Below are 25068 nucleotides of genomic sequence, written 5' to 3'. Positions count from 1 at the left end.
CTTTTTGCCCCTAAGATCATCGCCAGCGCAGCGAACGCTTCAGACATTGTGGTCGAGGGACTATTCGTTCATTATTTCGGCCTGATCGTGGAGGCGAAGACATGGTCCTGCTGACAATGGCATCCATAGGAGCGGCGATAGATGGTCTAACCAAGACTTTAGATATCCTTAGTAAGTGGCGAGCCGCATTTCCCAATCAAGAAACGAAACGAAAGAGGATCTTCACTGCATATATCGAGCCGATGTTCGTAGCCCTGCAACCGGTTTTCAGGACATACGCCGATGGGATCGCCGAACTCCGTGCAGGCTTTGCTCTGGCGAAGAATGGCACTGAAGCGAAAGCAAGGTTTCACGAATTTTTAGAGTATCGACGGAAACTCGCTCAAGCTCGCAGCGAGTTATATCCGCAGGTACAGTCCGCGGTTGAGTATTTACGGAACACCCAAGATTATCGAATGCCGGTCTTCAAGGATCATTGCTTGCGTTCATCGAAGCGCTGGACGCGTATTTCCCTGGCTCGATGTTCGAGTTTGCGCAAGAGGGGCACGAGTATTTCATATCGTCCTTGGCGGATCATAAATCGCGCGGCCCCACCTCGTCCCTCGCTACTTCTATCGTCGATTTCGTGCGTAGAGCCGATCGGTTGATGGGCGACGAGGGATTCCGCGAAAAAGTCGTGAAGCTCTGCGACGCAGCGATACTTACGCTCGAAAAGCGTCACGCTCGTGTGCATCAAGCATACGTTCGGATAATGCGCTCCGACATATCCGCAAGGCCCTCGTACGCCGGCCTGTAAACCGCAAATGCGACAGAAGCGATCAGGGGGGCCACGATTAACGCAATCACTATTCTCCACCAAGGCGGAGATGGGACAGTATTTACTGGCATCTCGAACTGCCCCATATCGGAAAGAATTGTTCGACAAGGTTGCACGTCAAGGTGTGGTTGACAACTCCGCGTGTGGCCTGATCGTGGGATCGACGAGCGGCACGCTTTTGATGATGGGCGGTGGGTTCCGATTACGAAAACCGCGTCAAATCGCGAATACCAGGCGAGGCACCTTGTAGATACGCATGGCCGGTGCCTACGACTTAGGCGCTGGCGTTTTCTTGCCGCCTACAAATCATCCTGCGAACTATTGATAGCGAGGGATCACGCCGAGGACGCCTAAGGTTAGGCCTACGAACAATATTGTGCCTAACACAGCAATCATCGGTAGGAACACTAGGAATTTGAGCTTCGGGCCAGCCTCGTTATCTTCATCACCGGGGTCGGCTTTGTATATCGTCGGACCGAAATCCTCGGTCAGATCCCAGTCACGCTGGTAGTAGAACTTGAGCGACCGGAGGTACCAATACCATCCGTAGATCATGAAGTAGCCTGAAAGACCAAGGCCGAATATTACCAAGGCTTTTTCTTCTAGTGTCATCTCGCCCCTGTGTCGATGCGCTCGCGTCCCGACTGCATTACGCCGACCGTAATACGCCCGCATTTTTCTGCCAAGGCGTGAGGCATAAGATGATGGGGCGGTGGGTTAAGCCGTATTGGCGACTTGCTCCAAAAAGCTCGTCTGGACCATATTCTGGCGCCGGCTCCTTGGACTGGGCGACACCACACCCAATGGTCACTCGGAATAACTAGGGGTCGGCGCCTGCAAATAGCTGCCTTGCAACAGCCTCGATACGCCTCGACAATTCACCGGTTGCCGAGGGAGCATCCGTGATTCTATTCAAATGCGTTCTGGCGTTATTGATATCCCTTGGTCATGCGATAGGCCCGCGGGTTGAAGACCCGCAGGAGAGTTGCAAAAGGCTTCAGCTATCGAGCTGCAGCGAAGAGGCTCAGAAGCCGCAGCCGCCATCGACCGCGAATTGAAGCCGTCGTTTGATGACGGGGCGGTGGGCGATTGTTGCAGCAGATCGTATTTGATCACCCGTTCCGTTCAGGTCCACCAGTCTGGATGCCAAACGCGATCATCACCGCCTCCAAGTGAACGCGTCGAGTCTTCACGATACGATTTTTTTCGGATGATCGGCAGCCGCCAATCGAGCCATCAAATTCATGGGAGCTAGATCGTATCCCGTTGCTCTCTCACCTGACCAGTTAAGACCGCAGTAGAGGCCATCCGTTTGCAAGCCCGCCAGCCACCGGTCGATGAATACAGACAAGGGAATAGGCTCCGGCTTGAAGTCGCTGTACGCTGGAACGTTTTTGATGATCGATAATGCCCTCTTTTCAGAAGACCAAAACGGCATTGCGGTTTCGCCGGACGCGTTGGTGGAGGTCGGGAACCCGTCACTGTCTCTGATGCCCCAAACCTGTGCGCCTCTCAGCACTTCTTTGACGAAGGCATCGGCATTGATGGCAGAAATACTCATTCTGCAAGGATGCTCAGAAAATTCGGATCTCTGCAAGTGAGCAAGTTCGAAACCCATGCTTCCGCAAGAGGTATGACGCAGGTTGAGGCTGACGAAGCCACGTCAAATCGTGGCCATCTTTTAAAACCAGTCACCGCACTTTGTCGATGCGTCGAGAATGGGTCGTTACCACGCGTAGGCTTCGGCCTCGGGCCGGCGTAACTCGGAAATAGCGACGGCCCGGAAGCTGGAGGTGGGGAGCGCCGTCAAAAGTGTGCGCAGATGACCGCACTCCCCTTTTTGCCCTCGGGGTAGAGAGCGATCAATCCCCTAATGTTATGTTTCGGCCAGCGCAATGGCGAATGTTGCCGTTGTGCGGGCAGTTGATGATCCGGCGTTAGGTGAAGTTTCGTAAAACCTGCACTCCGTTGGTGCATTTTCCAGGTTCTGACGCACCTTGGCTTGGGAGGAGCACGGAGGCGACCTCGATTAGACCGGCCCACATCAACAGGCTTGTTAGGGTAGCTAGTATCATCCACCGTATTCGCATTGGCGCTCAGCAAAGTAGCCAGTCCTAAAGTAGCAACGTATCATAAAATTCTTAGGCCGATGAAGCACCAGCCGCCCTAGCGGTTGCCGCTACAGAGGGCGAGAAAGCGATTAAGGCGTTCATTGCGGAGAATGTCGAAAAGCAGACTGAGGCGCAGCGGCAGATCGACGAGCAGGAGCAGCAGCTTATCCGGGCTGAGAAGAAGCTGGACGCCATGACGATCAAAAGCCCGATTAACGGGACGGTGCAGACATCCGCCATTACGACCGTCGGCCAGGGGGTCATGGCCGGATCGGAACTGATGCGGGTCGTTCCGGAAAATGCAGCGCTGGAGATCGAGGCCTACTTACCCAACCAGGACATCGGCTTCGTCGCGCCCGGTCAGCTGGCCGTGATCAAGGTTCAGGCCTTCCCGTTCACGCGTTACGGAGTGATCGAAGGAAAGGTCACACGGGTCGCGACGGATGCTATTCCGGAACCCGATGCGCAGCAGCTAGAGGGGCAGCCGGACAAGCAGCTGCAGAGCTCAATGCCGATCGGCAACGCACAGAGGGTTCAGAACGTGGTGTTTCCGATCACAGTCGTTCCTGATGTTGGCGCGATCAATGTCGATGGCATCTCCGAACCGCTGTCTCCCGGCATGGCCGTGTCGGTCGAGGTCAAGACGGGAAGCCTGCGGATACTGGAATATCTGTTCTCGCCTATCGCCGAGGTGCAGTCCGAGGCAATGAGGGAGCGGTAGAGATTGACTTGAGCCCTGGCCAGTTGGCGAACAGGTGATATGCGACAAAGCTAGCGTCTGTCTGATTGACGCGTACGCGAGGCGTGTGTTGTATCGAGCAATGTGAACTGGAGCCCGCTATGACCCCTGCCCGTTTCACCGAATGCCTTCTGCACATCCGCTGGACGCGATGGCACGTATTGCCGATGCATCGGTTTGGCTGCCGAAGTCCAGCCAAGTCGTGAGGCCACGATAGCGGCCAGACTCGCCGCAATCTCGCCCCCGCCCAGGTCGTTTGGATGGACAAGATCACCGACGTTCGAGTTGGTCATGATTGACAGGCCGCTCACGTAGGTGACGTTCGTCCCACTGGCAGCTTTGGGATGCATCGGTCGGGCTCGTTAGGCTTCTGTCATGAATCAACGAGGCAGGAGCAGGGTCAACAAATACCGAATTATTTTCGTTTGGCTCGAAGCGTTGCCAGGCTGCGTCGATTTCTGTCTTGCGACAGCGGATTTGCCGCGAGCGCTTTCGAGTTCCGCAAGCCACCCGACCGAGACGGGATCGCAGGGTAGTGGGGTTACGACCATTGAGCTAATTGCTATCGCCAGTCAACAGCTTAGGATTTTGACGACCGCGTGGCGAAGTGTCCCGCAACGCTTCTGCTCTCTGTATTGGTCGGGAGGATTTGGGCTGTGTACATCGAATATGATGAAGTCTTTGCAGGATTCGTGGAAGAACGTCGCGAGTTCGGGTTTCGGGGCGATAGGCCTTTGGAACGAAAGTCGATGACGTCCCCCTACCTAGCGCTGATTGTAATTTTTCTAGGGACTGGTTTGATCTGCCTTTTTTGGGCACATTGAGGATCAAGCTACGCCTGTGGGGGCATGCGGCGCCTTCGACTTCATACGGTGGTCCGGCGCGGTCAACAAACCGCACTGACCGATATGAGCCTCGCGGCGGCCCAGGAATATGGGCTATTTGCCGATCTACGATGCTGGGTCTAGTTAATGATGACGGCCTGGCGGTTCATAATCCTCAGCACAGTAAGCCTACCCGTCGCGAAAGCGCCAGTATCTATGCCGATGCGACCGTTTCCAAAGAACGGCCGGTGAACCGGTGTGTGCCCATGGACAACCAGCATCGGTAGTTCCGGTCCTCGACTAAGAAACGGCTCGCGCATCCAGAGCAAGTCCGAATCTCGCTGCTGAGACAAAGGTACTCCTGGCCTCAGGCCGGCATGGACGAAGACAATATCGCCAACTGTCAACATGGAGGGTAGTTCCTCGATGAAGTTGCGATGATGGGCCGGAACAGCATCCCGCAACGCGCGATCCAGTGCGGGCGTTCCGCCGTGCCGCATCAGATAAGTGCCATCGACACCATAGGAGGACAAGGTTTCCGGACCTGCAAAGCGCGACCACTCTGGGAAAGCGTCCGGCTTTTGAAGGAACCGCCGAAATGCTTCTTCGTGATTGCCGCAGAGCGTAATCCGCTTATCTCCAGCGGCTGGTGGGCGGCACAAATGCTCAATCACATCTCGCGAGCGGCGTCCGCGGTCCAAATAGTCGCCCAGCAACACAACGAGCGTCTTCTCAGCATGGATCGCACTATCTTCCCGGATGCGTCGTTCTGCGTCGAGCAGTTGGTCATAGCACCCATGCACGTCACCGATTGCATAAATCACAGGGAATTCGCCCGGTTCAACGTTTGGTCTCGAACGCATAGGCTGGACCACGCTGTCTGCCGGCGAGGCCTCCTTTCCCATCAGCTTTTGCAGCAAGCCATAGGCGCCGGTTCTTGGAATGCTATGCGTCCGCTTTCTTTCGGCTTTCGATGCTTTGTTCATGGTCACTAGCTTATTAAGGTTTATTGGCCTGGGTAGATCTGCAGGCGATGGTCGCGATCAAATCGCGCTGACCATGCTCCAAGGGTTGTGGTCTGACGCGATGCTACAATCATAACGGTTGCTGCTCGAGGGAAAATTCAACGAATAATTTCATCTTTATTTCGCCATCCTTGTATTGAATCTTCCTGGCCATGTATTTTCAATGTTATTTACTAAATCCGTAAGGATTAATCCTGACGGATACACAGTTATTTGGATACGACACCCAAAACCACCAAGTTGAATCTTCGATCGTTCGAATATCAAAAGGACGGACACTACCGCCAACAGAATTGGGATTGCCACGTGGCCGATTTCATCGTTTCCGTATGCATTCCAACTTGCAATCGCCCGAAAATGCTCGAGGCGGCGCTGGCTAGCTGTCTTAGACAACCGTTGCTTCCCGCAGAGATTTTGGTTGGCGATGATTCGCAGGATCAAAAAAGCGCGGCGATTGTGAACCGGTTTTCACGGCAACCTCATGTCGAGATAAAATATTGGAAACATTCCGAAACGATTGGCCAGGCGGCCAATCTGAACTGGCTGATCGACAACGCAAACTCGCAATACCTGATATTCCTGCATGATGACGACCGGCTTTGCGCAGACGCTACCAAAACCCTTTACGAAGCGTGGTTAAAGTACCCTGGTGCGCAATGCTTCTACGGAAAGCAATATCTGACCGATTATATCGGCAATATATTACCAGATCGTACAGACAGCTGGAACCATCGCTACTTTCGTACGCGTGAGTTTACTGGCCGGCAGACATCGAACCTCTCGGCCGCTCTCTCGCAGCAGATTCCCAACAACGGTTTCCTCGTGACAAGCGAGCTTGCCCGGACGACACGCTATCGATCCGAAAAGGAGATTGGCCATGCAGTCGATGCGGACTTCGGTATTCGTATCGCGCTCGCCGCCAACAAACACTCTTTCGTTTACGTTGATCGTTTTGTTTCGGAATACAGGCTCAATCCCGACTCGATTTCCCAATCGTTGACGCTTAATCGCCGGGAGGATGCGCTGTATGAGTATATCGAGGGTCTGAAAATTCCCCGCGACGACGAGAGAGCCAGGACCGGGTTTCTGGAACGCATTGCCGTGGCCGCCGTGCTTGACGCCGCGCGCGCGGGTCGCCGACGCAGTGCGATCCGGATAATCTTTTCAAGGCACTACAAAGAAGCCTTCCTGAGCCGCTGGACCCTTTATCGCCTCGTTTGCATCATTTCACCCGTAATTGGTGAGAGGGTGAGACGGCTTCTTACGCAGATTAATCCGAACCTAGCAGGTGATCGCGAACGCCAATGGCGACAATTTGGTGGCGGCCGGATTAAGGAGTAGCATAGTCGAGAACTCCTCCTTCCCACGGTGGAATTGATGAATGCTGGCGGATTGACCTCGTGAGAACGGCCATATATTGCTTTGCGGAAAATATGCTGCTCTGCAAAAGAGTTTGTGCCTGATCCCTAAGTTTGACAGGTTGTTCGATAGTTGGCGCGGAAAGATGTTCCTCCGCTCGAACTTTTTTCACATCGGGCTATGATGGAAAGAGGCCGAAGATTGATGCGGGAAAACCAGTTGGTCGTCCGATCGTACCTCAAAAGCATCTCTCCGCCAAAACTTTACCAGGAGTGTTCCGACAAGAGTGACCGCCATGAATGATATGAGCAACTTTCGTCGTCGTGCGGTTAGCGCTCTCTTCTGGTCACTCTTCCAGAACTGGGGCGGTCGCGCGCTCAGTATGGTCGTATTTGTCCTTCTCGCTCGTCTGCTTGCACCTGCGCAGTTCGGTATTGCCTCTTCTGCATTCCTCGTGATGACAATGCTCTCTCTTGTTGCCGAATTTGGATACGGCGACGCGCTCATCCAAAAGCAGGGCCTGAAGGACAGCGACGTAAACATACCGTTCTATGCATCCATGATCCTTTCTACGGCACTTGCAGGCATTGCCGCCTTCATGTCCGAGGACATTGCGCGTCTGATGAAGGTTGAAGGATTGGCGCCTTATCTGATCGGGACGGCTGCAATCTGCCCATTCCTCACGCTCGCAAGCTTTCAGGATGCGATGTACCGGCGTCATGTCCAATTCCGCGCGCTGGCTATGCGCACTCTTGCCGGGATCATCATCGGTGGTGTTGTCGGTGTCGCCATGGCCCTCATGGGCTTAGGAACATGGGCATTGATCGGTCAGTTCGGCGCCCAGACACTGACGAGTGTCGTTTGGCTTTGGGCGAAGCCCGTGTGGAAGCCGAGCGGCGATCTGGGCTGGGGCACGTTGACAGGGCTCAGCAAGTTCGGTGCCAACGTCGTCGGACAGCGCCTTATCGATTTCTTCACGTTGAGGAGCATCGATTTCGTTATTTTGCTTGTTTACGGTCCAACGTCGCTCGCGCTCTTCACGGTGTCTTCGCGCCTATACCAATTGCTGTTGCAGCTTCTTCAATCCAGTATTTCAAATGTTGGATTGACCATGCTGTCCAAGGTCTCCGACGATAAAGCACGCTTGCAGCGTCTGTACCTTCGTAGCTCTTCAATCGGAGCATTTTTCGGTACGCCCGTGTTCTGCGCTCTCGCTGCCCTTGCTCCAGAGGTCAATCATATCATGTTTGGCCAAAAGTGGGCTGGTGCGGAGCACGTCATGGTTCCTTTGCTGCTGATGGGCGGGATTCATTGCGTACAGTTTATCAATGCGTCCTACCTGACCGCGCTCGGCCGTCCTCAAGCTCTGTTGTGGCTAGTCATTCTGAAAGCTGCATTGGTGCTGCCTCCTCTTTATTTTATACGTATGGATAGCGTGGCTGGTACGGCAATGCTCTACTGCATTAGCCTTGTTTGTCTGACACCGTTCTCCTTTGGTGCGACGCTCAGAGCGCTTTCGCTCAATTGGAAGGCCATGGTCCGGCCTGTAGGCGTGCCTATGCTGGCCTGCGGGATGGCCTTTTTTGCCGTCGAAGCCACCCGCACATGGGCGGGCCTGGGCGAATTGAATATTGTACTCAGCCTATTGCTGTTTGGTGCAATTTTCACAGCCGCATACGCGGCATCCGTTGCACTTCTCGCCTTTGATATTGGCCGCGAAAACGTACTGTTTCTTCGCAGCGCCGTTCGCAGATAGGTAAACAGCAATCTGCATTCGGTAGTTCAACCGGCTCAAGCAACAAGAGGAGATCGAGGATGGATGGCACATCGCTCCATAGGGCTCAGATAGACGTTCTCATTCCGGCGTATAACGCAGAGACAACAATCGAGTCCGCTGTTGCCAGCATCCAGTCCCAGACGATCCGCGATGTCAGGATCATTATCGTCAACGACGGTTCGACCGACCGAACGCGGGAAATTCTAAACAAGATCGCGGAGAGCGATGAGCGCATTCAGGTTTTGACGACCGTCAACGGAGGTATCGTATCGGCACTGAATGCGGGACTGGCGGTTTGCAACGCTGAGTTCATTGCTCGGCATGATGCCGACGATCTGGCCTACCCCGATCGTTTTGAAGCGCAACTGAGGTTTCTGCAGGGCGAGAAAGACTACGTAGCGGTAGGTTCAAACATTCGACATATCGATCAATCCGGGAATTTAATCGGCACACAGTCGAGGCTTTACGGTGATGTTCGGCCGGACCCCGATTGGTTGCCGTCAAAAGAGCCTTACCTTATGCACCCTTTTCTGATGGTCCGCCTGGATGCGATAAGGAAGGCCGGAGGTTACCGCTACGTTGTCCATGCGGAGGATACGGATCTCTATTGGCGCCTGTTGGACTTCGGCCGCCTGCATAATTTGCGTGATATTCACGGGGAGTACCGCATCCATAGTGGCAGCATTTCCAGCGCGTCTATCGTCAACGGCCGCGTGGCCGCAGTTGCTTCGCAAATGGCGGCAATTTCCTATAAGCGTCGTCTCCAAGGGCTGCCGGATATCGATTTCTCGCCCGGGCTGCGTGCGGACTATGAGCGCGCGAAGACACTCAGCAACATACTGGAAATTGCTGGACAATCTCTGTCAGCGGATGAACGCAGCTACCTAAAGGCTGCCAGTTCTGCAAAACTCCTCTCATTGATGGAGTATAGACCTTATGTTCCCGATCATCAGGATTGCACCTTCATCGGTGAAGCTCTCCGCCAAGTAACCTTGTCCGCACAGAACAAGCGGGAAATAAGCCGACTGAAAGGCAAAACAGCTTTGCGCTTATTGAAGCTTGGCAAGCTCTCCGAAGCCTTTGCGCTGCAACCGTCACTGGAAAACATCGCACGAGCCGCCGCAAGCAATACAAAGAATATCCTCTTGAAACGCAAGCAATCCACCGCCCTGACAAACTAAAATCGGAATTATAATTCCTGTCCACGGAGAATATAACATGAGCATCGTGCCTCATTTGCAAAAAACGATACTCTCGAATATGAGTGATCTTATCCCGAAGGACGGGAAATTTGCTTTGGTGGACTTTCCGGACCACAATAACGTAGGTGATAGTGCTATTTACGTGGGTGAGTCCGATCTATTTAAGCGGTTTTCGTTGCGGCCTGCCTATATTTCGTCAGTCCATCACACCAATTGGACGGACATGGAAAACGCCATTGGTGACGGTCCCATTTTCATTCACGGCGGAGGAAATTTTGGCGACCTATGGCCGGAATTCAATGATTTTCACGAAGAAATTCTGAGGCGCTACCCGAACAGAAGAGTGATCCAGCTTCCTCAAACCATCTTTTACCAGGACCCCGCGAAGGCTGCCAGCATGGCCGCGTTGTGCGAAGCGCATAAGAATTTCGTATTGCTGGTACGCGATCAGCGTAGCTTTGATTTTGCGAAAGAAAATTTCAAAGCGGATATCAGGCTGTGCCCCGACAGCGCTTTCATGATCGAGAAACGAGACCGGCTCGCGCCTACGCATGAGCTATTGATGCTTTTGCGGCAGGACAAAGAGACGCGCGGTGTCGACACATCGAAGCATCAATATCCGAAGGATCGTGTTCTTGTCGTTGACTGGCCGGAAGAGGTTTCCGACAATTCGAAACTTAATAAGATCAGATCATATCTCTCGGCCAATGCGCATGAACCGTGGCTGCTGCTCCCCGGTAACAAGCATCATCGCAGAGGCAATCTGCTGGAGATGGTCGCCCGTACCCGCTTGAAAACTGGCACTGAACTGCTGTCTAAGGGGCGTACTGTTATCACAGACCGCCTTCACGGGCATATTCTTTGCACCCTTCTGGATATTCCGCACGTTGTCATCGACAACAGCTATGGCAAAATCAGCGGCTTTGCCAAAGCGTGGGGAACGTTTAGTGAAAATCGTTACTTCGCTCAGTCGCTCGATGAGGCAATTTCCGTCCTCAAAGAACGGCAAAACCTGGCGATCTGAAGCGGTCTGGCGATCGATTTGCCCCATCCGGCTCCCTTGAGGTCTTTGCAGCACTCCTGCCGTGAGAACATTTTCTCACGGCTTTGCCGGTCGCAGGTTCTTGCCATTTTGCCTTCGCAGGAGTGACTTGAGTTTGTAAGGACAACTCAATGCAAGAGGTCTGGCGAGTATCGCTACAGAAACAAGATCCGCGCCTTCTTTACAGCGATGGCGGCGGCCGCTCTTAGGCTTTTGCGGCGTTGACCTTGTCCCAGATGACAAATGTCGCATGGTTTGATGGTGGGGGCGGGCTGTGCGCGCAGGTGACTGTCGCACTCGTAGCCGTCCATGGCGCCCTCGACGACGAAGGAGGCGGCCATGGCATCGCAGCGCAGGCCGGCCATGGAGGTTTGGGCGTTTCACCTGCCGAGGGGAGCCTTGGCGTGAAGGTGCTTGCCCCGTCTTGCTCCTGCACGCAATGGGGTCATGTCGGTTTTGACCGACGGGTGAGAGGCCTCCCGTGAAAGCCGCACGTTATACCGCTTGAGCGCTCAGCGAGGCCTGGATTCTAGCAGCCGGAAGTCATTGCTCCAGCCGACAGCGTCAGCCGAAAATCCGAATCGATTTTCGGAAAGCCGGACGCATCAAGCGGCAGCAATGGATCGTTCGTCCGATCCACCGGCCGCCAGACGGATTACGCTTTGTGCGAGCGCATCGTCCATCGTCGCAGGCAACGGCTCATGGGCGAGCATATCGCCTCGAACACTCGCCCGTACCACGCTCTCGGGCGGGCCTGCCTGTTGCATCCGGACCTTGCCGGTAGAGCCGATCCTGCGGTGTACGGTCCGGGACTCGATCCCTCTCACAGGGCATCGAAACGCTCACTTGTCCAGCCGGTTCCACATGCACAATTGCATGGCCCGCACGGCAGTCTAAAGATAGTAACCTTCAGTCGTCTCGGCCACGGCCACGGCCACGGCCACGGCCTGGATCCAGCTATTACGCTCCACATCTAATTAAATCGATTCCGAGTAGATCTATACGCAAGTCAGTGCGTAAATTAACTGTACATATCCATGATAGATGTTGCAGAATTGCATCAATGCCGCAAAACTTACGATATTAACGCTACTAACAGAGATTGCCTTTTCATGTCGGAAATATCTCTCTATAGAACAAAACTGCCACGGTTGGAGAAATAGGCACAGAGGAATGGGGTTATTTTTAGCGTTTGTGAGAATCATCGCGTCTATTATTTTGACGGCGGTAATCTCGTTTATATTTAAATTCGACTATGCAAATGATGTCGAAGCAATTGAGGGAGCATGGGTTGTCTCAACAATTTTTATTTTCGCAATTGGCTCTCTGACAGAGAGAGCTTAATCAAAAAACTCTGAATCAATGACGGGTTCGTTGGATTGCTAAATCGGATCCTGCTTTTGAGAAAGCTTACCTTAAATTGGCTAATTTTCTTTGGAGATATATGTGATTGACCTGTCTTTGTATGGGGATTCACCTTGTCTGGTCGGTTCGGACGGTGAGTCGTTTTCCTATAGTGAGGTAGATGCCCTCGTCTCCGCCTATGCCTCAGGCTTGCGCGACGCGCGCGGCCTTCTGATCCTCGGCTGCCGCAACGACATCCCAACCGTAGTCGCCTACCTGGGTGCGTTACGTGCGAATTGCCCTGTAATGCTCGTTGATGGGGCTCGTGACGATGTCATCGAGAACCTCGCAAAAACGTTCAAGGCGAGGTATGTCCAGAATGCCGGAGGAGCAGCACCTGTAGTACGCGAGGACGCGGCGACAAATATCCATCCGGAACTTGCGCTGCTGCTTTTGACCTCCGGGTCAACAGGCGCTGCGAAAGCTGTTCGGCTCTCGCAGACCAACGTTGTATCAAACGCGCGTTCCATCGCCGAATATTTGCAGCTTGCGCCCGACGAGCGCGCCGCTCTTACGCTGCCACTGCACTATTCATATGGGCTTTCCGTACTGAATTCTCATCTAAGCATTGGCGCTTCAATTTGGCTGGCTGACGCCCCCGTGACGGATGGCGCCTTCTGGCAAGATTTCAAAAGGCTGGAATGCACGAGTTTTCCCGGTGTTCCCCATATTTACCAGATGCTTGAGCGCAATGGTTTTAGCTCAGACGACTTTCCCAATTTGCGATATGCCACTCAGGCTGGCGGCCACCTCTCTGCGGATCTGGTAAGCTATTTTGGGCAGATGGCACGGCGAGACGGCTGGCGCTTTTATGTGATGTATGGCCAGACGGAGGCATCTCCGCGCATGTCCTACGTACCGCCAGATCTGGTGCTCAAATATCCTGACGCTATCGGCGTCGCCATTCCCGGCGGGGAATTCAGGTTGGACCGCGACGATGCCTTGCCGGATGGCGCTGGCGAACTCGTTTATTCCGGGCCAAACGTGATGATGGGCTATGCCGAAACCTATGAAGAGTTGCCGCTTGGGGGTGGTCCGAACGAACTCCGAACAGGAGACCTCGCGATCCAGAATTCTGACGGCCTTTTCAAGATTGTCGGCAGGCGAAGCAGATTCATCAAGCCATTCGGGTTGCGGATCAGCCTCGATGAGGTGGAGCGCTGGTTCGCTGGACGTAGTATTGTCGCTGCGGCTGTCGGCAATGATACCAAGCTCGCAGTCTTTAGTGAGTCAGCGCTTGTCGGCGATTTCGCTGGCGAGTTGGCGGCCTGGCTGAAATTGCCGCCTTCCAGTGTCCTGGGGCGGCAGATTACCAAGATTCCGCGCAGCGCCTCCGGTAAAGTCGACTACCAGTCCCTAAAGCGCCGGTTTGAGGAAGAGGATGCCTCAAAGGTTTCGGAAAAGGCTGGTCCAGCCAATTTGACCGCGTTGTTTGAGGAATTCTTCCCCGGCGCATCGGTTTCCGAAAGCGATAGCTTCGCAAGTCTGGGAGGCGACTCCCTGAAATTTGTGCAGTTTTCTATTGAACTTGAAACCATGTTTGGGCAGTTGCCGGCCGAATGGGAACGGTTGACGGTCGGGGAATTTCGGACCTTGCTTGCCCAGCAAGCACAAAGCGAAAAACCAGCCCCGTCGCCGATAATAAAATATCTGGACACCGGCACCGTCCTGCGTGCCTACGCGATCATTTGCGTCGTGACGCATCACTTGGATTTGTGGTGGTGGACGCCAAATGGGTCGAACCTGTTACTTGTGCTCGCGGGTATTAGTCTTGGCCGTTTTCAGATGCCGGAAGTCCTGCGAACCAACCAGATAAAAGGCATTCTCCTCTCGATCGTCCGTGTCGTCATACCGATGACCGGCTGGGTGGTTTTGAATCAGACGCTTCACCGTGAACCTTTCCTGCCTGGCGTCTTCCTAATAGGAAACTACTGGCCTTTGAAATCAGGTTTCGATGAATGGTTCCTGGAAGTATATATCCAATTATTCCTGATCATTGCAGCACTTCTCGCGATTCCTTCTCTCAGGAACATTATGCGAAAGGCGCCGTTTGCGAGCAGTCTCGGCTTTTTTGTAGTAGCGATGCTGCTTCAGTGGCTATTGCCCCTGGTTTGGGATGCATCCGACATAGATAACCGCGTGCCGCATATGATGCTGTGGCTCGTCGCGTCCGGCGTGATGATTTCGCAAGCAAACAGTCAAATCACGCGGGCAATCGTGGTGCTCCTCTTCTGTGTGGCGACCTATACGCTCATGCCATTGCTGAGTTGGACGGTCAGCATGTGTATCGGTGTCGCGCTTGTTGTGTATGTCCCGTCGCTGCCGATTCCTGCTTTCTTGAGACGCCCGGTCGCCGAAATCGCTGCGGCATCGCTGTTCATCTATCTCACTCATTTCCAGGTAGCGGCTGTCGTTACGAAATTGATCGGTTTCGAAGAACCGGCGATTTCGGTCATCGCTGCACTGTTCGGTGGTGTGTGTGTTGCTCGGGCTTACTCTATTGCTGAGCGTTATATCGTGCTTTGGTGCCGTGAAAGCGAATTCATGCAGGGAATCATCCGCAGAGCAAAGGCCCCGATCTCAGCTGCACGATAAGCTATACCGCCGTGAGCTGTTCATGACCAATGAACTCGATCGTACGGTCCGATGGACAAGATCTTCCAGGTCTGATCGAGAAGCTTGTTCCAAGCGGTACGGTACTGAGCGACGATGTCGTCGGAGCCCTTAAAGATACGGCTGGACACCCCATTGTCTCTCGCGTCTGCCATGCAACTTCAACTGAGCCCAGTTCCGGGGTCGGCGGCGGCCGAAACATCGAGGTGTCATTGTCCGGCACCATGAGTTCGGCGTGACATGCCATCCGGGTCCGGTCAAAATGAGCACATCATGTGTTGCGGATCGACAGCGTTGCGATCTCGGCTGATGTTCCTGCATTGCTTTGTGTCGCAATAGGAAAGGACGAAGCCGGCCCTTGTCCTCCCTAGGCCACATTGTGATGCCGAGGCTCACGTTCGAGAGGATAGTAGTGAGCCTCACCATGCACTTTTGCATCACCCGGAGCTTATACTCTAGAATCGATCACGGCAGTACGCGCTTCTGGAAACGGACAATCCTTACAAGCTCGGCAGCAAACTTCGCGAAATGCTCAGACAGGCCGAGCAAACCTGCCCACAGGATCTTTTTTGAGTGATTCGTGGTTTGCGCGAGAAACGCCCTCGCGCTCGCAATCTCGCGCCCAAGGCGTCGCCACGTGATCGGCCTGTGCGCTGGGCCTGACGTCTCCCACCAGCCTCGGATATAGGCCGCGCGCGTCTCGGTCTTTAAGAGATACTTCATGTAATAGGCGCCACGACCTTTGTCGTAGCTCAGCATGATATCGGGTACATCAGCCGCTTTTCGACGATGATGATGTAGAATTACCGGGCGTGGATCGTAAGCACCTCGATATCCGGCCCATACTGCCGCAGCGACGGCATCGATATCCTCGCAGGGGAATGGTGTGCCAGCACCGAGCCGGCGATCAAACCCACCAATCTTGACCAAAACATCACGTCTGATTGCCATATTGGCACCTTGAAGCATGCCTGCGGAGACGTAGGCCTTGGCAGGGATCTCGACCCTATGGTCCCGCAGGTCGATGGTAACTGGCGCGTCGTCCGGATCGAAGAGCTCGATACGTCCCCCCATAAACCCCAGTTCCGGATCTTCGCGGAAAACCTCCACCACGCGGTCGATATAGTCAGCTGGCAGTATGCAATCGTCGTCGGTAAACGCAACGATCTTGCCTCGAGTTGACCGCCATGCCGTATCGCGCGCTGCACCCAGTCCGCGTTGAGCTTCGTAGGCATAGTGTGCATTCGGGCAAATCTCCTCGAAAGCCTTGATAACTTCCTTCGTTCGGTCCGTGGAGGCATTGTCGAGGATGATGGCCTCCCATGGAAAACTGGATTGCAGTTTCGTCAGGGAATCCAACGTCTCCTCGAGTTGGTCGTGCCGATTCCTGGTGCATATTACCACCGAGACCTCAATCGGATATTCAGGTTTTGACATCCTCGCGCTCCTGTATTTCACGGCCATTCTGCGGATTGAAGTTACACAAAAGGGGCGCCCATGAAAGCAAAATTCCTTTGGCCTCGGCCCTGTCCTGACACATTGAACCTGAACTATACAGGCAATTCTACGCGGAGACATTTATGCGAAAAAATTATGGCGATTGGCCTGCAAAGAGCATTTATCGGCGAACTTTCCTGCTAGCTGCCAGCGCCGCACTGGCTTCCGCTCAAGTCAGCAGAGCCGACGAGCCGAACGAGACATCTCTGTCGCAGAGAGCCGAAAAGAAGGGACTCTCTTTTGGTACTCAGGTCAATTCTGGGCCACTGTTTAGCCTCAAACCGTACCATGACGCCGTGCTGCGCGATGCCTCAATGATCGTCCCCGAAAACGAGATGAAATGGAGGCCGACCCAGCCAACGGAACGCCAGTCCAATTATTTCAACGCCGATCGGATTGCGAGATTTGCCGAAGACAATGCACTCCTGTTGCGCGGCCATACCGCAGTATGGCATCAAAACCCACCCGTGTGGACGAAAGACATTATCACCAGCGATGAAGGGCAGACGGTCGTACTCGATCATGCACGCGAACTTATCGGACACTTTCGCGGGCGCGTCATGGAATGGGATGTGGTGAACGAGGCGATCGCACCGGAAGATGGAATGCCAGACAATCTCCGCAACTGGCCACCCTACAATAAGGGAGGCATTGACTTCATCGCGGATTGTTTTCACGCCGCCAGAGAGGCCGACCCCAAGGCTAACCTCTATTACAACGATTATAGCGTCTACTATCAGAGCCAAGGACGTCGGCGAGATGCGATCCTGAGTTTTCTGGAAAAACTCAAATCCAGGGGAGCGCCGATTGATGGGTTCGGCATTCAGAGCCATCTGATCGCAAACGCGGAGTTTGATGAGAATGTCTATCGACGCTTTCTCTCACAGGTCGCCGATCTCGGCTTGAAGATACGCGCTACGGAGCTCGACGTAAGCGACGTCAGACTCGGGCCTGACATAGACTTAAGAGATGCAATCGTCGCGGCTCACACCAAACTGTACCTCGATGTACTCTTTGACGAACCCGCCGTCATAGGGCTTGTCACCTGGGGCATGACGGATCGCTTTAGCTGGCTTCACGAGGGATGGCCTAGAAAGGATCGCTTGACGCAAAGGTGCTTGCCGTTGGATGAGAATTTCGCCAAGAAGCCAATGTGGTACGCAATTGCTGAGGCGTTCGACCGCGCACCCTCCCGCTAAGTTCGCAAGCGCAATTAGTCTATGGTGTCGATCGCGGTGCTTTTTGGGAACCGGTACTTCGTTGTGAAGCCCGTGACGTCAACTGAGCGGCGGCACGGTCCGTTCACGCGTGAACGCCTGCTTGGGCATTGTCCGCGCTGCTTCTTTCCAAAGCCTGCGAGCGGGCGCCTGCTGGCGCCGCCGAAGTCGCTCGCGTACCGGCAGAGATGCAAACGCAGCGTAGGAAAAGGCGAGCCAGAACATATCGTTCAATGAAGGATCGACAATGATCGTCTCAGAGTAGGAACGAATGCTCAGCAATAAAAATATGGCCGTCGGAAGTGCCATTTCTGGGATGCGCCGAATAGAAATAGCGTAGAATAGCCTCATGCCGGTGATCGCCCAAATCGCAACAGCAAAGCAAAAGCCCGGCAATCCCAACTGCAGTCGGAAATCCAGCCAGGCATTATGTGCGTGAGGTGCAGGCCAGTGCAGCTCCTGCAAAACGATTGGTTTGAAGTAATCTGTTGTCCAGATCCCGTTGCCATATCCCCAAAAGGGGTTCTGGTCGATCATAAAGGAAGCAAACTCCCACACTTCGGCACGCCCGGTCAGGCCGGCGTCGCGCCCTAGAAGGGTGTAAACGATGCCACTTGAGATAATTATGACGCCGGCGACTGAAGCCACAAGCCCCGTGAAGAACAACAGGACCAATGGATATGGGACCCTATTAACGACATAGATTAGATAAGCGAGAAGGCTCGCGATAATGAATGCGGCCAGAAGCGCTGTTGCCGAATTCGCGATGAGCAGCAAAAAGATAGCCAGGAACGCAATAACCACAATATGGTACGGGTTCAGCAGCTTCATGCGCCACGACACAACCGCGACGAGGAATGTCATCGACGCCGTACCACCCATAACGTTCTTGTGAATCATCGCGCCACGCCAAGCGCCGCGCAGATCCTCGGCGCTATATGATAGCGATGGCGCCGCGACGATCATAACCAGTGAAATGGTGCATGAAATCGCCAGGCTGATCGCCAGAAGCTGGAGCACACGTCGATAAGGCACAAATTCTATCAGATAAACGGCATAGAGTGTGAAAACCAGCATACGCCCCGTTCTATTGAACGACTGCCCCGGCTCGGGCATCCAACGGGATGTGCAAAACGCCCATAGAAGAAAAGCAAATAATATCCAATTGCGCTTCAGCGCAGAAATGGACTTTTGCGGGCTCCGACTAAAGAGCCATATCACATAGCTCAAGATGACGGTAAGTATTATCGTCGTGTTGAGCGGACTTTTCACTACGATGGCTGCAAGCGCTGGCGATTTCCAGCCAAGATACGAGTCCAGCGGAAAGAGCGTGCCAATCAGAGGAAACGTAATGACGAAAACGAGTGCAAGTTCTCGCGGCGAAAGACGATAGGGAGAAGCCTGCGTTTGCCGGGCAGCATTCATGCTTCGATCCTCGATGCCTTCTGCTCTGGTCTAATACCGGCTGTTTGGTCATTTTCCGCGGGGTGGCGATCCGGAACCTGGATTTTTCTCCGCGGCTCCACGATACGACGCGCAACTCGTATCAGCCGGCGTTCGACAAGGTAGTGGTAAGAAATTCCAAACGCCGCGGCGATGAACGCCATCACCAGCGCGATAATATTCAACGAGAAATATGTCGACATTCCGAGCCGTGACGACAGGTTTATCGAAAAAGAAAGCACCACAGGATGCACGAGATAAACGGCGTAGGAAGAGGCACCGAAGGCGAGGAGAAATCCCGGCACGTTCAACGGACGTTGGCGTTCAATTTCTACTGCTCCAAGCACGAACAATATGGACGCCGTACCGAAAGCCAGACGTCCAATCAGCGGGTCGTCCTGAATAGTGACAAAGAACCATGTCAAGATGAAGAAGGAGAGGACACCCAGCGAGGCGAATGCGTAGGGAGCTGGTATTTTCGCATGCCGTAATATCATCGCCACGCCCACGCCCATGATAAATTCAATATTGAACGGACTGAAAACGAACGAGAGGGGAAAGGGCAGCGGCTCTATCGCCTGAAACGTCACCAACAGATTTGCTGCGACGATCGCTAGGGCCCACGCTGGCAAAATCCATAATGCCCTCCGGCCACACCATATGATCACGGCGAAAAGGGCGTAGAAGAAGATCTCATGTGTCAATGTCCAGGCAACACCAAGGACTGGTTGAACGGGGTTAGGCAGGAGCAGAATAGATAGGATAATGTTGATCGGGTCGCGTTGACTGGGCTGCCCTGCCCCTGTGAAGATCAGATAGAGGATGACAAGCGGAGCTAGGATGAACCAATAGGGAGGATAAATGCGGACAAATCGCTTGGCAGCAAAAGTGCGAATCTGCTCTTTACGGCCTATGTCGTCCCAGTGAATCCAAGTGATGATGAAGCCGCTGAGTACGAAAAAGAAATCCACGCCGACGTTGAAGTTATTGAAATGGCTATTAAATGGCTCCGCACCAAAAAACCGCGGTTCAGACATGATGCTGCCGGTGTGGTGAAGAACGACGAGCAGAGCGGCGACACCACGCCCGACTTCGATGCTGCCGAATTTGTCGCGATTGGCATTCTTGCTAACGCCGCTCATGCAAGCACCTCACAATAGGATTCAGCACATCTGGCGACGGTGAACGTTTGCCCCCGCACCTGCAGTCCCGCAACATCAACTGGGCGCCCCAAACTGTCGAGGATCGCCTTCTCCAAGGCAGCAACGTCGCCGACGGGAACGAGAGAGCCAAAACGGCCGCCATCCAGGATCTCGGACGGACCATGCGGACAATCCGTACTGACGACCGGTGTGCCGCATGCGAGCGCCTCGGCAACCACGTTACCGAATCCTTCAAATCGAGAGGAGAGCACAAACAGCTTCGCGCGTTTCAAATAGGCAAGCGCATTCTCGCTGAAGCCCGGCATGGAAATGCGCTCTTGGAGGTCAAGATCTTTGACGAGCGCCTCCAACTCTCGGCGCATCGGGCCGTCTCCTAGGATGAGAAGCCTTGCACCACTCTGCCTGGCTACACCAGAAAAGGCCTTGATGAGGGTCGCGAAGTCCTTTTGCGGCACCAACCGTCCCATTGCCAAAACAACCGGCTGGGGATCAGCAAACCATGGGTGTTCCGGCACCCTCGATGTACGCTCGTCGAAATCCTCTGAGACGACGCCATTGTAGATGACGCGGATCTTCGAACGTTTGATGCCCGCCCTAACTGCAAGGTCGTCGGCAACACCTGCCGACACGGCGACGATAACGTCTGCGAACGGCATCGCCATACGATATAGCGCAGGCAGCACTCGAAATTGCCAGGAGCGGCGCTTTACCTGCTCAGAAAAGGTATTGTGCTGAGTAACAACAATGCGTGTGTGAACACCGGCCAGTCGTCGGGCCAACACCGCCATGACGTTCATGTGCTCCATATTCGCGATAAGAACGTCAGGCTTTTCTTCTTTGAGGTATCGGACGAGTTTCGGCAAGGCGCTGAGCTGCCGTTTGGCATCGAGGGCAATTATGCGCGCGCCCTGCTCCTTGACCGGGCCGGTCAATTCGCCTCCCTCGCGGTCGAGGAGAAAAGTGACGTTGAAGCCTGCGTGAGAGAATTGCGGCAGAAGACGCGCATGCAAACGCTCCGCCCCACCGCCGGAGAGATCGGGAAGATAGATGGCCAGGGAAGCCCGCTTTGCGCCGTTCTCGGTCATGCTTCTCGCTTTCACAGCATTGAGGGTGTTATCCTGCCAGACTCCAACGACTGGCCTATCCCTGCGAATCGTCACGAATTCACGCCTGCCGGCTTTGACGCTCGTTGGCTTCAGCCTCATCGGAGCTTGGCTCCAAGACCCTTGGAATACGGCCGTAGGGATCAAGACCACTGTTGGAACGTATGACACGAGCGGGATTGCCGGCGATGATCGAATAGGGTGGCATGTCCTTTGTTACGACGCTGCCGGAACCGACGATGCAATGATCGCCGATCGTCACGCCAGGCAAAATGATGCTTCTGGCACCAATGAAGCAGCGCTTGCCGATGCGTGTGTCGCGGTACATTCTCCGCGTTGTGTCATGGGCGAGAATGGCTGCGTCGAACGCGACATAGCTTTCCTCGCCGATATAAATGCCCTTCGGATGTGTCTTATCAAAGCGTGCAGAGAGCGAGAAATCAGCCGTCGGGTGGATGTGCATTCCCCAGAAACGGTTCAGATAAAAGCGCCGTGCGTCGACCACGACCCGGCGAAGCTTCAAAAATCGGTTCAAACCAGGCAATTCGATGCTCTCCTAATTCTTTCTACCTTCCAATATATTGTCGGAAACGGTGTCGTCAGATGTTAATTTGTCTTTAGCAGAGGAGCGAGTTCGGGCGAAATCAGGAAACAGCCAAGTCATAGCATCGCAGGACGGTGGCTTCGCCCCGATGGTGCAACGCAGCATTCTCTTTCAGATAACACGTAGCTCAGCTTGAAGCAACAAAATGGCCAGGGAATGTCCGATCAACGTGCCTCGAGTTTTACGCCGATCAAAACGACAGACCTGTCCGCTGGCAGCGAACGGTCTGGTGGTTGAAATCACGCTGCTAACCCCTCGGCATCCGAGCTCTCTGCACCCACAATATCCAGCAGCTTAATCGCCCGATTTCTCCAGTTATACACCGAGGCAGTCGATCCGCTATTACGGCGCGCGATCGTACCCCCGGAGAGCCCACGAACCAGCGGACCCACCTCAGCGGGGTTTCTGACGCAATGAAGCACGTTGCCGAAATCATGAGCCTTGGGGATCCCGGTCGATATGACTTCCATGCCGGAATTCAAGCAATGATAGTAGCGGAGCGGGTCGATGTAGTCAGTCAGAGGGGAGCCTACGACGTAAGGCGCAAGAGTAACGGCATAGGCGCCGAGGATCGTGGGCAATTCGCTGTTAACATAAGGCCCAAGATAATGAATGTTGGCATGGGCCGCGGTCAGTTGATCGACCTTCCGCTTAACCTTCGGGTCGTCGCTCGCTATGTGTCCCCTTATCTCGAAAACCAGATCCGGATTTGCTGATGCAGCAGCTCCCAGAAAATCGAAATCAAGCCGTTCGTCCACGCTAGCCAGGATTAGAATTTTCTTCCAATCCGGCATGGACCGATCGATCGCCGTAACTGACGATGCATTGCCGAGATGCCGCGAGTTCGGGAAAAGTTGCTTTAGTGTCGGAGCAGCATGAACGACGAGATCCGAGCCGCCAAGAAGGATAGACTGCGCGATCTGCGCCTTTACACGCGAATAGCCGGTGCGCCCGTAAAGCAGGTCGTCATGCATGTCCAGGCACCAGAGGCCGCCACAGAGCATCCGCAGCATTCGGCTTATTGCCGGAAAGACAAGGTTGGTCGAATTGACGAAAAGCAATGGTTCGCGGCGGCGGAAGTTATGCCTCATGAAGCGCAGGAACTTGGGCAGCGAGAAAACCTGCTTATCCTCGCTCTTGTCCATGTCGATGACGACCGGGCGCCGCTTTAAGAAGATGTAGAAGACCTTATGTCCAAGCCGATGCAATTCTTCTGCAAGCGGCAGGCGGAAATCCTTGGCCGGATCACGGCAGGTTAAGAGGACGATGGTCCATCGACCCTTGTTCTCTTTCAATGTGAATATCCTCCTGATCGAAAACGGAAAGTCGGTCTGCACAATAGGTGCCCGCATTTTGGAGCGACGGCCGACTGGCCAGGCGTATTGTCTGCGTGCTTATGCAAAGCCTTATCTCAAAAGCGCTATTTGAGTCATCATGTTCAGCATAGGGGAAAATCGACAGATAAATGTCGTTTTCATCGAGCAGCATTCGACAGGATATTTCCTTGCGCGTCAACGATTGCACTGCGAATAAACTGCCTCTTCCAAAAAACCAAGGGCTGGAATTTTCAGATGAGCCGACGACCTGCGACACGCCGCGAAATCCTGCAAGCAGGTGCCTCCATTATCGGGATCGGCGCGACGCTGGGTCCAGGGGCAGCGATCGCTGCATCTTCCAACCTGCCACTGTCAGGCACCAATGTGGACCGCCACTCAGACACCGCTACTACCGGCGACAAGCGTCCATTGCCAGCTCTTCCCCTGCCAGCGGGAACTCGGGTGGCGGCCATTGGCGATAGCCATATAGGCTACGGTGTTTATGCGGGAACGCCTCTCGTTCCAACTCGAGGCAACACGTTCGCTGTAGGCTACAGCATGGCAAATGGGTTCATCGAATGGGCCCGCGCCCTTGATCCTCGCTTTGACCATGACAGCTGGTACGACACCGCCGATCCGACCGGCCGCAATATATCAGGAGCAAATCAGGGCATATTCGGAGCCCATCTCGAATGGAGCAACGATGCGCCCACAGGCATTCTGACCCGCCTTCCCGCCCTGCTTGCTAAACGGCCTGCCGTCATCATTCTGGAAGGAGGGACAAATTCTATAAACTCGGGCGATATTGCCGGAAGGAACCGCCCCGCAGCGTCATCGGAGATTGTAGAAAAACTCGACAAGGCGCTGCAGCTAGCACGGGCCGGCGGTACATGGGTTATCCTCATGACAATTTATCCGCGCGGCGATTGGCCCAAAGGCGACCCCCGTCACAAGGCCATCATCGATTCAAACAACTGGATCAGGGGCCAGCAAGCACGCGATGGTGTACTCGGTATTGTCGATGGCTACGACGATATTCTTGCACCCGGTGGCGTCCAGGATCTCACTTTGTATCAGTCCGACAAGATTCATCTTTCGCCGAAAGGGGCGCGGAAGATCGGCAAGGAGAAACTGCTGCCAATCCTTCAGAGCGCTATCAGTGCCGGAGTCACCTTCAATTTTGATCCAGCCGCTGAAAACCTTGCGGGAGCGAGCATGGGACGATTGGACGGAGCTGCAGGCGCCAAAGCCGGTTGGGGGATTACCGGGCAAATTCCGAGCGGTTTCAGGTGCGGCATCGGGCGCAACGCTGCGACCGTAGACTGCACCATTGACGAACTTGGGAGCGCTATCAGAGGCGCACGCCTTGCGGTGACGCCGACCGACGATAATGCTGCAGCCTATACGCATGTGCAGTTCAACGCAGATCCGATCGAAACTGTAGGGAAACTCGCGCCAGGCGACTGGATATATGCCGCGATGTTCATCGAACAGGTGGACGGCGATCAGTTGGGGACGGCGCGGATTGTCTTTAAATTGCAGCAGGGCTCAACCATCCTTCAAAGCGTTGGAGGGCTTTGGACTTCATCCGGCGAATTCGCGCGTCCGGTCGGAGCGGCCAGGGAGGGCTGGTGGATTAAGACCAACCCCTTTCTGATGCCCGACCTGCCTTTCGACAACCTGAAATGCGATTTCGATATCACTTCAGACAAGGCCGGCGAACCTTTCACAGTCAGGCTGTCCCGTTTCATCGTCAGGAAGATCACCGATCCGCGGCTAAAATAGACGACAGTCAATCAGCCGCTGCCCGGC

19 protein-coding genes are annotated in these 25068 nt (G+C 54.3%); 8 read left to right on the top strand and 11 right to left on the bottom strand.

The genetic code is table 11. From position 1 onward, the window contains the following. Window positions 1-1135: 1135 nt before the first annotated feature. Both FHT93_RS20005 and FHT93_RS20000 read right to left on the bottom strand, forming a co-directional pair. Complete coding sequence (locus tag FHT93_RS20005; protein ID WP_183849087.1) at window positions 1136-1429, bottom strand: hypothetical protein; 294 nt, start codon at window positions 1427-1429, stop codon at window positions 1136-1138. A 577-nt stretch (window positions 1430-2006) separates the two neighbouring features. Beyond that, window positions 2007-2378, bottom strand: coding sequence for a DUF2750 domain-containing protein (locus tag FHT93_RS20000; protein ID WP_183849085.1), 372 nt, complete (start codon window positions 2376-2378; stop codon window positions 2007-2009). 638 nt (window positions 2379-3016) lie between these two features. Between FHT93_RS20000 and FHT93_RS19995 the strand changes: the two genes are divergently transcribed. After that, window positions 3017-3649, top strand: a complete 633-nt coding sequence (locus tag FHT93_RS19995) for an HlyD family efflux transporter periplasmic adaptor subunit (protein WP_183849404.1) — start codon at window positions 3017-3019, stop codon at window positions 3647-3649. Between the two features lie 982 nt (window positions 3650-4631). On the opposite strand, the gene FHT93_RS19990 is transcribed toward FHT93_RS19995, so the two are convergent. Beyond that, window positions 4632-5477: a metallophosphoesterase family protein gene (locus FHT93_RS19990; RefSeq protein WP_183849083.1), complete on the bottom strand. Its 846-nt coding sequence runs from the start codon at window positions 5475-5477 to the stop codon at window positions 4632-4634. A gap of 345 nt (window positions 5478-5822) precedes the next feature. Here FHT93_RS19990 and FHT93_RS19985 point away from each other — a divergent pair, with 345 nt between their 5' ends. From FHT93_RS19985 to FHT93_RS19970, 4 genes are all read left to right on the top strand, one after another. After that, on the top strand, window positions 5823-6857 hold the full coding sequence (locus FHT93_RS19985; RefSeq protein WP_348649789.1) for a glycosyltransferase family 2 protein: 1035 nt from the start codon (window positions 5823-5825) through the stop codon (window positions 6855-6857). A 313-nt stretch (window positions 6858-7170) separates the two neighbouring features. Further along, window positions 7171-8631, top strand: coding sequence for an oligosaccharide flippase family protein (locus tag FHT93_RS19980; RefSeq protein WP_183849079.1), 1461 nt, complete (start codon window positions 7171-7173; stop codon window positions 8629-8631). A gap of 59 nt (window positions 8632-8690) precedes the next feature. Continuing rightward, the gene (locus FHT93_RS19975; protein WP_183849077.1) at window positions 8691-9833 is read left to right on the top strand and encodes a glycosyltransferase family 2 protein; all 1143 of its coding nucleotides are present in this window, start codon (window positions 8691-8693) and stop codon (window positions 9831-9833) included. A gap of 37 nt (window positions 9834-9870) precedes the next feature. Next, complete coding sequence (locus FHT93_RS19970) at window positions 9871-10878, top strand: polysaccharide pyruvyl transferase family protein (protein ID WP_183849075.1); 1008 nt, start codon at window positions 9871-9873, stop codon at window positions 10876-10878. Between the two features lie 173 nt (window positions 10879-11051). Here FHT93_RS19970 and FHT93_RS19965 read toward each other — a convergent pair whose 3' ends face one another. Continuing rightward, complete coding sequence (locus FHT93_RS19965) at window positions 11052-11261, bottom strand: hypothetical protein (RefSeq protein ID WP_018114992.1); 210 nt, start codon at window positions 11259-11261, stop codon at window positions 11052-11054. Window positions 11262-12342: 1081 nt separating this feature from the next. Here FHT93_RS19965 and FHT93_RS19960 point away from each other — a divergent pair. Continuing rightward, window positions 12343-14895 (top strand): AMP-binding protein, encoded by a 2553-nt coding sequence (locus FHT93_RS19960; protein ID WP_183849073.1) that lies wholly within the window; start codon window positions 12343-12345, stop codon window positions 14893-14895. Window positions 14896-15378: 483 nt separating this feature from the next. Here the strand turns inward: FHT93_RS19960 and FHT93_RS19955 are convergent, their stop codons facing one another. Next, window positions 15379-16350: a glycosyltransferase gene (locus FHT93_RS19955; protein WP_018114996.1), complete on the bottom strand. Its 972-nt coding sequence runs from the start codon at window positions 16348-16350 to the stop codon at window positions 15379-15381. Window positions 16351-16493: 143 nt separating this feature from the next. Here FHT93_RS19955 and FHT93_RS19950 point away from each other — a divergent pair, with 143 nt between their 5' ends. Further along, the gene (locus tag FHT93_RS19950; RefSeq protein WP_183849071.1) at window positions 16494-17609 is read left to right on the top strand and encodes an endo-1,4-beta-xylanase; all 1116 of its coding nucleotides are present in this window, start codon (window positions 16494-16496) and stop codon (window positions 17607-17609) included. 78 nt (window positions 17610-17687) lie between these two features. On the opposite strand, the gene FHT93_RS19945 is transcribed toward FHT93_RS19950, so the two are convergent. The 6 genes from FHT93_RS19945 to FHT93_RS19920 form a co-directional block, all read right to left on the bottom strand. Beyond that, window positions 17688-19052 carry an O-antigen ligase gene (locus FHT93_RS19945; RefSeq protein WP_018113716.1) on the bottom strand — a complete coding sequence of 455 codons (1365 nt, stop codon included), beginning with the start codon at window positions 19050-19052 and terminating at the stop codon, window positions 17688-17690. Beyond that, complete coding sequence (locus FHT93_RS19940; protein ID WP_018113715.1) at window positions 19049-20212, bottom strand: acyltransferase; 1164 nt, start codon at window positions 20210-20212, stop codon at window positions 19049-19051. Before FHT93_RS19940 ends, FHT93_RS19945 begins: the two co-directional genes overlap by 4 nt. Next, on the bottom strand, window positions 20209-21318 hold the full coding sequence (locus tag FHT93_RS19935; RefSeq protein WP_018113714.1) for a glycosyltransferase: 1110 nt from the start codon (window positions 21316-21318) through the stop codon (window positions 20209-20211). Before FHT93_RS19935 ends, FHT93_RS19940 begins: the two co-directional genes overlap by 4 nt. A 79-nt stretch (window positions 21319-21397) precedes the next feature. Beyond that, complete coding sequence (locus FHT93_RS19930) at window positions 21398-21871, bottom strand: acyltransferase (RefSeq protein ID WP_246781687.1); 474 nt, start codon at window positions 21869-21871, stop codon at window positions 21398-21400. Between the two features lie 308 nt (window positions 21872-22179). Next, window positions 22180-23235 (bottom strand): hypothetical protein, encoded by a 1056-nt coding sequence (locus tag FHT93_RS19925; RefSeq protein ID WP_183849069.1) that lies wholly within the window; start codon window positions 23233-23235, stop codon window positions 22180-22182. Continuing rightward, complete coding sequence (locus FHT93_RS19920; protein ID WP_183849067.1) at window positions 23186-23533, bottom strand: hypothetical protein; 348 nt, start codon at window positions 23531-23533, stop codon at window positions 23186-23188. Before FHT93_RS19920 ends, FHT93_RS19925 begins: the two co-directional genes overlap by 50 nt. On the opposite strand from FHT93_RS19920, the gene FHT93_RS19915 reads away from it, so the two are divergent. After that, window positions 23512-25041, top strand: a complete 1530-nt coding sequence (locus FHT93_RS19915) for an SGNH/GDSL hydrolase family protein (RefSeq protein ID WP_018113710.1) — start codon at window positions 23512-23514, stop codon at window positions 25039-25041. The two genes, FHT93_RS19920 and FHT93_RS19915, sit on opposite strands and share 22 nt — an antisense overlap. The last annotated feature ends 27 nt before the right edge of the window (window positions 25042-25068 follow it).

The sequence above is a fragment of the Rhizobium sp. BK379 genome, from assembly GCF_014193955.1.
Taxonomy (GTDB): domain Bacteria; phylum Pseudomonadota; class Alphaproteobacteria; order Rhizobiales; family Rhizobiaceae; genus Rhizobium.
This window is presented reverse-complemented; position numbering and strand designations above follow the sequence as displayed.